This window comes from Sphingorhabdus sp. (assembly GCF_044239665.1).
Classification (GTDB): Bacteria; Pseudomonadota; Alphaproteobacteria; order Sphingomonadales; family Sphingomonadaceae; genus Sphingorhabdus_B.
This window is the reverse complement of the sequence record NZ_JBIIBA010000041.1, coordinates 1-9,496: the sequence shown is the minus strand read 5'-3', so window position 1 is coordinate 9,496 and position 9,496 is coordinate 1. Positions and strand designations below refer to the sequence as shown.

At 58.2% G+C, this 9,496-nt stretch carries 8 protein-coding genes; 1 reads left to right on the top strand and 7 read right to left on the bottom strand.

Annotated features, from left to right (window positions below):
* The first annotated feature begins 165 nt into the window (after positions 1-165).
* Positions 166-1,062, top strand: a complete 897-nt coding sequence (locus ACILP3_RS10035; protein WP_395616497.1) for an alpha/beta hydrolase-fold protein — start codon at positions 166-168, stop codon at positions 1,060-1,062.
* A 156-nt stretch (positions 1,063-1,218) separates the two neighbouring features.
* Here the strand turns inward: ACILP3_RS10035 and ACILP3_RS10030 are convergent, their stop codons facing one another.
* The 7 genes from ACILP3_RS10030 to ACILP3_RS10000 all read right to left on the bottom strand — a co-directional run.
* Positions 1,219-1,710 (bottom strand): hypothetical protein, encoded by a 492-nt coding sequence (locus ACILP3_RS10030; protein WP_395616496.1) that lies wholly within the window; start codon positions 1,708-1,710, stop codon positions 1,219-1,221.
* A complete protein-coding gene (locus tag ACILP3_RS10025) occupies positions 1,703-4,438 on the bottom strand; it encodes a 2Fe-2S iron-sulfur cluster-binding protein (RefSeq protein ID WP_395616495.1) in 2,736 nt (911 codons plus the stop codon). The genes ACILP3_RS10030 and ACILP3_RS10025 overlap by 8 nt, the downstream gene beginning before the upstream one ends.
* Positions 4,435-4,698: a sarcosine oxidase subunit delta gene (locus ACILP3_RS10020; protein ID WP_395616494.1), complete on the bottom strand. Its 264-nt coding sequence runs from the start codon at positions 4,696-4,698 to the stop codon at positions 4,435-4,437. The genes ACILP3_RS10025 and ACILP3_RS10020 overlap by 4 nt, the downstream gene beginning before the upstream one ends.
* Positions 4,698-5,954 (bottom strand): sarcosine oxidase subunit beta family protein, encoded by a 1,257-nt coding sequence (locus ACILP3_RS10015; RefSeq protein ID WP_395616493.1) that lies wholly within the window; start codon positions 5,952-5,954, stop codon positions 4,698-4,700. The genes ACILP3_RS10020 and ACILP3_RS10015 overlap by 1 nt, the downstream gene beginning before the upstream one ends.
* Positions 5,951-7,087, bottom strand: coding sequence for an NAD(P)/FAD-dependent oxidoreductase (locus ACILP3_RS10010; protein ID WP_395616492.1), 1,137 nt, complete (start codon positions 7,085-7,087; stop codon positions 5,951-5,953). The genes ACILP3_RS10015 and ACILP3_RS10010 overlap by 4 nt, the downstream gene beginning before the upstream one ends.
* Positions 7,084-8,547 carry an FAD-dependent oxidoreductase gene (locus tag ACILP3_RS10005; RefSeq protein WP_395616491.1) on the bottom strand — a complete coding sequence of 488 codons (1,464 nt, stop codon included), beginning with the start codon at positions 8,545-8,547 and terminating at the stop codon, positions 7,084-7,086. Before ACILP3_RS10005 ends, ACILP3_RS10010 begins: the two co-directional genes overlap by 4 nt.
* A partial coding sequence (locus ACILP3_RS10000; protein ID WP_395616490.1) for a PLP-dependent transferase occupies positions 8,547-9,496 on the bottom strand: 950 nt, incomplete at its 5' end. The genes ACILP3_RS10005 and ACILP3_RS10000, both read right to left, overlap by 1 nt.

Here is a 9,496-nt window from a genome sequence, read left to right as displayed (position 1 = left end):
TCCCACGACAATATCGTCGACCTCTGCTGCGAGGCGTGGAACAAACTCATAGATCAGCCTTGGCGCATTATGACCATCGGCCATCGTAAATGGGCCAGTGAGTTGTGATCAATGCAGGTTGGTATTAACGCAGCTCACAAGACAAGTCATGATACGGAGAAAAAGATGAATAAGCCGTTCTTGCGCAAATCGTATGGAAAATGGCTTATGCTAGCCGCCTTGATCGTGGCTGGCTATTATGCTTGGACACAGCTCACAGCTCGGCATGGCAACCAAAAGGTATCATTCATTCCAGCAAACAAGAGCTGCCATAACTCTGGAAGATTGAACTACTGCATATATCGCGCACAATCAGGCACAAATGGAGACGTTGTTTATCATCTTCATGGCCGTAATCTTGATGAACAAATTTGGAATGACGACACTTATTGGACCTCTTTGGTGCAAGCTAGCTGGCAACAGACAAAAGCCTTGCCGCCGGTGGTTGTAGTTGCCTCATACGGCCCGACTTGGTTGTTGGTTTCAAAAGGCAAACAGGAGGATAGCGGGCTGCTAGAAGATTTCATGGCCAAGCTGCCCGAAATTGAGAAGAAAACCGGTGTTCCAAAGCAAAGGGTGCTGTTGGGAGAGTCCATGGGTGGTCTGAATGTTCTGATCGCCGGCCTCACTTATCCAAAGCGCTTTGCTAAAATTGCGTCACTTTGTCCCGGCGTTTACAAAATATCTCCCTTTGCTTCCTTGTCAGCGATGAGAGACACCCTCAAGCGAACGGGTGCTGATCCTAAAATTGGTTTCGGCGTTTGGCTCTGGGCAAAAGAAAATGTTGCCGATGAAGCAGAGTGGAAACGCATGTCACCTCTTGAGTTGGTGAAGCGCGCAGATAAAAGCTATCCAGCCCTCTATCTGTCAAACGGCCTATATGACGCGTACGGAAATTTCGAAGGCTCACAAATGCTAGCAAAAATGGCTACACAGCGGGGTGTTTCTGTTGAATGGCACCCACTTTATGGTGGCCATTGTGCCACGGATACATCATCGCTTGCGCGCTTCTTAGCTTCATAAACCCTATGATAGGACGGCGGGCTTGCCGCTACCGGTAACGCGCCCGCTAACCACCCAATTCCGGCCAGACCAACAACAATGTTTCGATGCCGGTAATGGCCGCTCGTTTATCTATCAAACGACGGGCCACCACCTGCGAGATGCGACAGAACAAACCTACCCCACCAAACTCCCCGCCGCTTGTTCCCAAAAGTGCAGCAGGCCCTGACTGAAGCTTAAGGGCACATAGGCGTCGCAGGTGGTTTCATCGACGACATGTAGGCGGACATTGACATGGTCGATGATTGTCGCTGCGCTGCATCCTGCGGCGAAAATCGGGCTTTCGGCGTCGAACACGCCGCCTTCCATTAGGAGCGTGCGCCAGCCTTTGCCGGATAGGCGGATGCGGACGATGCCGCCGCCAATGGCCGTTACCGCGCCGTCATCGGATAATATGCCGGACAGTGCCGATGCGTCGCCCTCGACCAGCCAGACCGTGGGTTCAAAACGGATCAGGCGGAGCGCATCGTTGCCGCCTGACCGTCCGGTCGCGGGCAGTGCAAAGCCCATTGCAGCTTTGAAGCGTTTGGCCACCGCCGCTGGATTGCTCCAGATTTCAAACACGTGCAGCGGGGCGGCGGGCAGGGTGGAGATTGTCAGTTCAGTCACGGTAACGCTCCCCTGCGGCATCATAGAAATGCGGGGCCACAACGCGCACCCGCGCCTGTTGCCCGCGTGTGGGTGAGCTTGCGATCAATATTTCCCCATGCCGCGAAAAGCCGTCGGTCAATTGCCCAAGCGCAACAGACCCGCCCGTCACGATGCGGAACGCCGCCGCGCTGACATGGCCCTGCGGTGATGCGCCGTCGCTGGGGATCAGCATCGCGCCTTCGGGAATGTCGCCTGCAATCGCCTCCAACCCGACCAATTGCCGCCGTCCGGCTTCGGACAAGGCGGGGCGGGCAAGGCCCGATGCGCCGATATAACCGCCCGCCTTGTTGAGCATTTTGTCGAGCGCCAGATCATGCGGGGTCATCCGCCCATCGACTTCGCCGCCGACGACCAAATGTCCCTTTTCAATGCGCAGAAACTCCATCGCCTCCAACCCGTATAACGCGCCACCGACTGAGTTCACTTGCGCTTCGCAGGCGGCCCAGACGGCTTCTGCTTGGCTGGCATCGACATAGATTTCAAAGGCGCGTTCGCCGCTATAGCTGGCGGCCAAGATGATGACCGGAAGGCCCGCGATTGCCGCTGGAACGGTCGACATGTGGCGGGGTGGTTCTGCACCGATTAAGGCCGCGAGCACCGCTTTTGCCTGTGGCCCGGCGACGGCCAGCCCCGCATAATGTTCCTGCACATTGACGGCAGACACGCGCAAATGCGGACACAGAAATTGGCGGACATAAGAGATATGCGTCGCCATACGGTCCGCACCGCCCGTGGAGCTGGTGAGCAGATAGCGGTTTTCGTCCAGCCGCCATACGGTGCCGTCGTCAAAGACAATGCCATCTTCGCGCAGCATGAAGGTGTAGCGTCCGCGCCCGACGGCCAGCTTGTTGACGGTCGTGGCGCAAATGATTTCGAGGAAGGCCACCGCATCGGGGCCGCTGACTTCAAATTTGGCGAGCGTGGACACATCGGTCATCCCGACATTATCGCGCACGGCCTTGGCCTCTCGCAGTGCCGCTTGCGCCAAACTCTCGCCGCTTATGGGGTACGCGCGCGGGCGGAACCAATAGCCCAATGGCTGCCAGATCGGATTTTTTGCCGCGTGCAGATCATATAAGGCAAGGCGGCGGACATGCGCGCCGGCATCTTTCGCGCCAGCCCCTGCGATCAAGCCCATGGTGACGGGCGTATATGGCGGACGGAATGTGGTCAAACCGGCTTCGGGAATGGCGACGCCCTGCTTTTCGGCCAAGCGTCCCAACGCAGCCATATTGCTGAGCTTGCCCTGATCAGTGGCCATGCCCAAAGTGGTGTAGCGTTTGAGATGCTCGACCGAGCGATAGCCCTCGGCCCAAGCCAGATCGACATCGGCCAATGTCACGTCATTTTGGAAATCGATGAAGCTTTTCTTAGGGCTGGAAACGGGCACCATTTTGAATATCGCTTGCGGCTCTGCGGCCCCGCCGATGGTCGTGACATTCTGGCGCGAACTGGCGGGGATGAAGGCTTGCGCATCCTCATTCCAGTCAAGCGTCCCACCCGCTTGCATATGCAGGTGCACGACAGGGGTAAATCCGCCGGACACGGCGAGCAGATCGGCATCCCATTCCATCGCCTTACCATCCACCAGCGCGCTTACGCTTTTCAGGCAATGCCGCGCGCCTTTGGTCGAAAGCGGAACGGCGTCATTATAGACGCGATGACCGCTGTTTGCACCGGCAGGTGCTGGCCGTGCGTCGAGGATGGCAACAATGTGCGCGCCTGCGTCTTTTAGCGCCTGCGCGCTTTTATAGGCATCGTCATTGTTGGTGGCGATCACGACGCGCTTGCCGGGAACGACGCCGAAGCGGTGGACATAGCTGCGCACAGCTTGCGACAGCATGACGCCGGGGCGGTCATTATGGGCAAAGGCCATGGGCCGCTCAATGCTTCCGGTGGCAAGAATGACTTGGCCAGCGCGGACATGCCAAAGACGTTGCGCTACGCCCTGCGCGGGGATTTGCCCCGGCTCCGATAGGCGCTGGGTCAGGGTAACAAGATCATGTTCCCAATAGCCCGAGGCCGTGGTGCGCGTGAGGATGATGCCCCCTGCGGCGCGGATGCGTTCGGCGGTCGCGTTGATCCAATCTGCATCCTGCTCTTGGCGATCACGCAGCAAGGACGGGGCGAGGATATTGTCTTGTTCGACCAAGATGACGCGCTTGCCGTCTTGGGCAGCGTCGAGCGCCGCTTGCATACCTGCGGGGCCAGCGCCGACGACCAAGACATCGCAAAAGGCGGCGCGATGGCTGAACCGATCGGGATCGGCAAGCGTGGGTGCATTGCCAAGGCCCGCTGCTTTGCGGATAAAATATTCATAGAACATCCATTTTTTGGCCGAGCCGAAAAAGGTCTTATAATAAAATCCGGCGGACAAAGCAGGCGCAGCAAGGCCCAAAACCGCCCCCATGTCGAACGACAAATTAGGCCAGCGGTTCTGGCTTTTGGCGACAAGGCCTTCATAGACGAATATATCGGTAGCGCGGGTATTGGGTTCGGCTCTGCCACCTTCGCCGACGGTGACGAGCGCATTTGGCTCTTCAACGCCTGCGGTCATAATGCCGCGGGGGCGGTGATATTTGAAACTGCGGCCGACAAGGCCAATGCCGTTGCGCAACAATGCCGCTGCCAACGTGTCGCCTTCCTGCGCGATATAGGCTTTACCATCAAAGCGGAAGTTGATCATGGCAACGCCTCCGGCCCGATAGCGCGGCACCCCGAAATCTCATTGGTGAGGCGGTGGCGGGTCAAAACCATCCATGCCCGGCAGCCATAAGTGTGCCGCCAGATTTCCTCATCCACGCCGCGCGGATTATTGCGGGTGAAGAGTTTGGTCATCGCCTCTTGTGAGGGCGCATCCAGTGGCACGACGGAATCGACCGTACGCTCATAAATGAATTCGGATTGCGCACGTGGGCCGCAATGGGGGCAGGGTATGCGCATCATTAGCGGCTATTCGGCATGGGGCCGCTCCCCGTTTCATCAATGGTTGCGCCGCGTTCAAAGCGGTCGAGTGAGAAAGGCGCGTTCAACGCATGCGGCTTTCCAGTGGCAAGCGTATGGGCGTAAGTATAGCCGGATGCGGGCGTTGCTTTAAACCCGCCATAGCACCAACCGCCGTTGAGGAAGAGGTTGCGCAGCGGCGTTTCGCCAATGATGGGCGCGCCATCAAAACTCATATCGGTAACGCCGCTCCACGTCCGCACCATGCGCAGGCGGGACAAAGCTGGGACGAGCGCCAGACCTTGCGCCACAGCGCCTTCCATCACCATCGGGTGGCCGCGCTGGGCATAGCTTGGCCAATTATCCGGGTCGCCGCCAAAAACGACGCCGCCCTTGTCCGATTGGCTGATATAGCAATGCAAGGATTGCGACATGATCACGCTGTTGATCATCGGCTTGACGCCTTCGGTCACCATGGCTTGCAGGGTTTGGGATTCAATCGGCAGTTTTAGCCCTGCCAAGCCCGCGACATGGCCGCTATTGCCTGCAACGCAAATGCCGACCCGCCCTGCGCCAATACGTCCGCGTGTTGTCTCTACGCCAACTACGCCGTCCCCATCGCGCACAAAGCCGGTGACTTCGCATTTTTGAATGATATCGACGCCCAGACTGTCCGCACCGCGCGCATAGCCCCAGGCGACGGCATCATGCCGCGCGGTTCCGCCACGGCGCTGGATCAAGCCACCTTGAATGGGAAAGCGCGCATCGCGCGACATATCGAGCAACGGCTCAAGCTTTGCCACCTGATCCCGGGTCAATAGATCAGCATCAATCCCGTCGCAGCGCATGGCGTCGCCGCGTTCCGCCAGCTTGACCATATCGGCGTCGCTATGGCCAAGGAACATCGCGCCACGCGGGCTGAACATCACATTGTAATTCAACTCATCGCTCAGGCCGTGCCACAGCTTCAGGCCAAATTCGAAGAGATTATGCAGAGGCTCAAGCCGATAATTCGACCGCACAATCGTCGTATTGCGGCCCGTATTGCCGCCGCCAATCCAGCCTTTTTCCAGAACGGCAATATTCTTCAGACCATGCACCTTGGCCAAATAATATGCCGTCGCCAACCCATGACCGCCACCGCCGATTATGATGATATCATAATGCGATTTGGGCTCTGGGTCGCGCCATGCTGGCTGCCAGTGGCGTTGCCCAGTAAGAGCGCCGCGCAACAGGCTGAAGGCTGAATATCGGCTCATGCGATGGGCATCCACCCTCGCTTTTCACGCCAATCCTTTTCAAGACCGTCAAAGCGCGACAGTTTGAGAAGGTCGATATTGGTAAAGGAACACGCGCCGTCGATCACGAGATCGCGGATCGCATGGCCTGATGCCGGCGACAGGCCAAAGCCGACGCTGGACATAGAAGCGACAACGACATTGTCGGGGCTGGTGAGCCGATCAATAATCGGGCGGCCATCGGGTGAGTTCTCAATCACACCTGCCCAGCTACGGATGACGTTCAGATGCGCGGCCTTGGGCAAGAGTTCGGCCAAACGCTTCGCCAGATTGCGCGCCAGCGGCGTCGATGGACGCGCAGCGGGGCCTGTCGCATCGACATCCAGCCATTCATGCGGCCCGCCGCCATAAGCAAGGTTGCCGCGCAACGTCTGACGGCCATAAATCTTATGTCCATCGACGCCGCCCAGCGGCATCATGGGGGCAGGTTCTGTAATGATCATTTCCGCGCGTGCAGCAGCGAGCGGGACGTCAACGCCCAATTGCGCCATCAACTGCGGAATTTGCGGTCCAGCCGCGACCACAACCGCATCACAGCCATAAGTCGCATTGGCCGTCTTCACCGCTGTGACCTTGCCGCCAGCGGTTTCAAACCCCGTGACTGGGCTGTGCTGAATGATTGTGCCACCCAGATCTTGCAACGCCCAAGCATAAGCCTGAACCGTGCGTTGCGGGTTGGCATGGCCGCCAAATTTATAATGCACGCCGCCAAAGCTATTGTCGCCTGCCAGCGGAACGGCCTCTTGCACTTGCTTGACGTCAAGCACCTCGACTGGGTGATTGAGGCGGGTGTGGCGTTCGGCAATGAAGCGATATTGGTCCCATTGACGTTCCGTCATCGCAATCAGGATGCGGCCTTTTTGATGTTCTGTGGGATAACCAAGTAGCTCATCCATTTGCGGCCAAAGCCTTTGTTCTTCATCGAACAAGGGGCTAGAATAATGTGACGCGCCGCCGCCATTGCGTCCAGACGCTTCCCAGCCGACGATGAACTTGTCGAGCACAGTGACCTTCACACCCGAACGCGCCAACCACCAGCCTGCGCTGAGACCTGTGACGCCACCGCCGACTATGACTACTTCAGAGCCGCTCATGTATACATCCCCGTGTAGAGCATCTCGCGATGCGCATCCTGATATTCTGTGCCAATATCTTCGACCGGCACCCATTGGGTTGGAATGCCGAACCAAACATCCCAAGCCGCATCCATGGCCGCAGGCTCATCCCATTCTGCCAAAATCTTAAGCGGCAGGGGACGCACGGGGGCGCGGTGCGTTGCCAGCGGAATATTGCCAAATGGCTTATTCGATTCAATGGCCAGCATCATCGCCACCTGATCGCGGCAGCGACGGCCCTGACACACACCCATGCCAGAGCGCGTCAGCCGCTTGATCTGATCCGGATTGGCCGGGCCATCGTTCAGCAGCGTGTCAAGCGAGCGGGCCTGAAGCGCGGCGGGGCGCGGCAAATAATTGGGCGGCTGAATACCGATTAGGTCCGCCAGTGTTACGTCTTCACATTGGCAGATGATTGTATCGGGCGCGTTAACGCGCAGCGCCGCACGCACCCAATCCATCCGATAGGCGACATGGTCAAAACCCGTGTCGGGCAAGCCAGCGCACAGACCCACAGCCGTTACATTTGGTTCTCCCGCCGGAATATAGCCACCGCGCGCCGCATTAAGCGCCCTTGGGCCATGCATGGCATCGACCAGCTCAATCGAAGGGATGAGGCCAATGGCGACGCAAACGGTGTCGCAGGCAATATGTGTGCCGTCGGTCAAGGTGATGGATTCAATCCCATCCAGCCCGCCTTTGCTTGCCGCGATGCTTTGCCCACAAAAAGTGGCAATGCCCGCCGACGTAATTTTTTCGAGGAGCGCAGCATCGCCTTGCGGGGTATCGCGAACCTCCACCAGAGCGGCGACATCCAACCCATGTTCCAGAGCCAAAAGCGCAGTTTCGAGCGCGAGGTCATGCGACCCCAAAACTACAATCCGCCGTCCAGAAAAGGCGCCATAACGCGACAACAGCATCTGCAAGGCGGCGGCCCCCATCACACCGGGCTGGTTCCAGCCGGGAAAGGCAATGGCCAAGTCGCGGGCGCCTGTTGCGAGCACAATCCGGTCAAAGCCGACCAACCAAGACCGTTCGGCATCGGCAAGGCCAACAACTTGCTCTGGCAAGCTCTGCACGCCGGTTCCGTTGCGATATACGCCCCAGGCGGTGGTACCGAGCAGCAGTTCAACGCCAGCTTCCATCGCCTTTTCAAGGTCCGGCATGCTCATGAAAATCGCTTCGAGCATCCGGTCTGCATTCTGCGTCGCGGCCGTCATGCGGCCACCGAAATAGAGCGGCGTATCATTACCCATCAGCCCGCCAGACACGGGATTTTCATCCACCAGAAGCACAGATGCGCCGTTGGCCGCACCTTCGATAGCAGCGGCAATGCCGCTTGGTCCGGCGCCAATGACAACAAGGTCATATTTTGCTTCGGGTGCACTTCGTGTGCCATTAACGGCGCACACATCGGTTCCGGTAAAGTTCAGATCCATCAAACTGCTTCCAATGCCTGTTTCAAATCGCCGATCAAATCGTCGACATGTTCCAACCCGACCGATAGCCGCATCGTGCCATCGGTTATCCCGCCTTCCAATCGCTTTTCCTGCGCGACTGCATAATGCGTTGTGCTCGCTGAATGGCAGATCAATGTTTCTGACCCGCCAAGGCTGACCGCCAATTTCATCAGCTTGAGTTGATCCAACATCCGGAACGCCTCCGCCTCACCGCCATGCAGGTGGAAAGAAAAGGTGGATCCGGCGGCCTTGCACTGCCGATCATATACCGCGCGGGCGCGGCTGCCTTCTTCAAGGAAACCGAGATAGGTCACGTCCGCGACCTTGGGATGACTGCGCAAAAACTCTGCGACGCCGCGCGCATTTTCCATCGCGCGTTCGGTACGCACGGCTACCGATTCAAGTGAACGCAGAACCAGCCAAGCGGTATAGGGGTCAAGATGGTTGCCCCAAGTCGTGCGCTGCATGCGCAAATGTTCAACCAACTCTTTGCGACCCGTAATCCCGCCAGCCAGCAAGTCACTATGCCCACCGCAATATTTGGTGAGCGACGTCATGCATAGGTCGACCCCATGCGCAATTGGCCGTTGCGCAAATGGACCCAGCAAAGTGTTGTCAACGACCACAAGCGGGCGGTGCCCTTGCTGTTCCCCAATCTCGTCCGCAATCCGCACCATCAGGTCAAGGTCAACCAAGGCTGCGGTCGGGTTTGCGGGCGTTTCTGCGATAATCAGCTTGAGCGGGCCCTTGGCCATTGCCGCTTGCGCCGCTGCGCGCACATCGGCCTCGTCCGTACCATCAAGATATGCGGCGGCATGCGACCCAAATTGCGGCATGATGCCATTGTAAAGCATGTCGACCCCGCCATAGATAGGGCGGCCGTGCAATATGCTGTCGCCGGGGCGGACATACGCAAGCGCGATGCTGG

Excerpts from the sequence above, each read along its gene's own strand:
- ACILP3_RS10035 (WP_395616497.1), top strand. The coding sequence starts at position 166 with ATGAATAAGCCGTTCTTGCGCAAATCGTATGGAAAATGGCTTATGCTA.
- ACILP3_RS10025 (WP_395616495.1), bottom strand. The coding sequence starts at position 4,438 with ATGATCAACTTCCGCTTTGATGGTAAAGCCTATATCGCGCAGGAAGGC.
- ACILP3_RS10020 (WP_395616494.1), bottom strand. The coding sequence starts at position 4,698 with ATGATGCGCATACCCTGCCCCCATTGCGGCCCACGTGCGCAATCCGAA.
- ACILP3_RS10015 (WP_395616493.1), bottom strand. The coding sequence starts at position 5,954 with ATGAGCCGATATTCAGCCTTCAGCCTGTTGCGCGGCGCTCTTACTGGG.
- ACILP3_RS10010 (WP_395616492.1), bottom strand. The coding sequence starts at position 7,087 with ATGAGCGGCTCTGAAGTAGTCATAGTCGGCGGTGGCGTCACAGGTCTC.
- ACILP3_RS10005 (WP_395616491.1), bottom strand. The coding sequence starts at position 8,547 with ATGGATCTGAACTTTACCGGAACCGATGTGTGCGCCGTTAATGGCACA.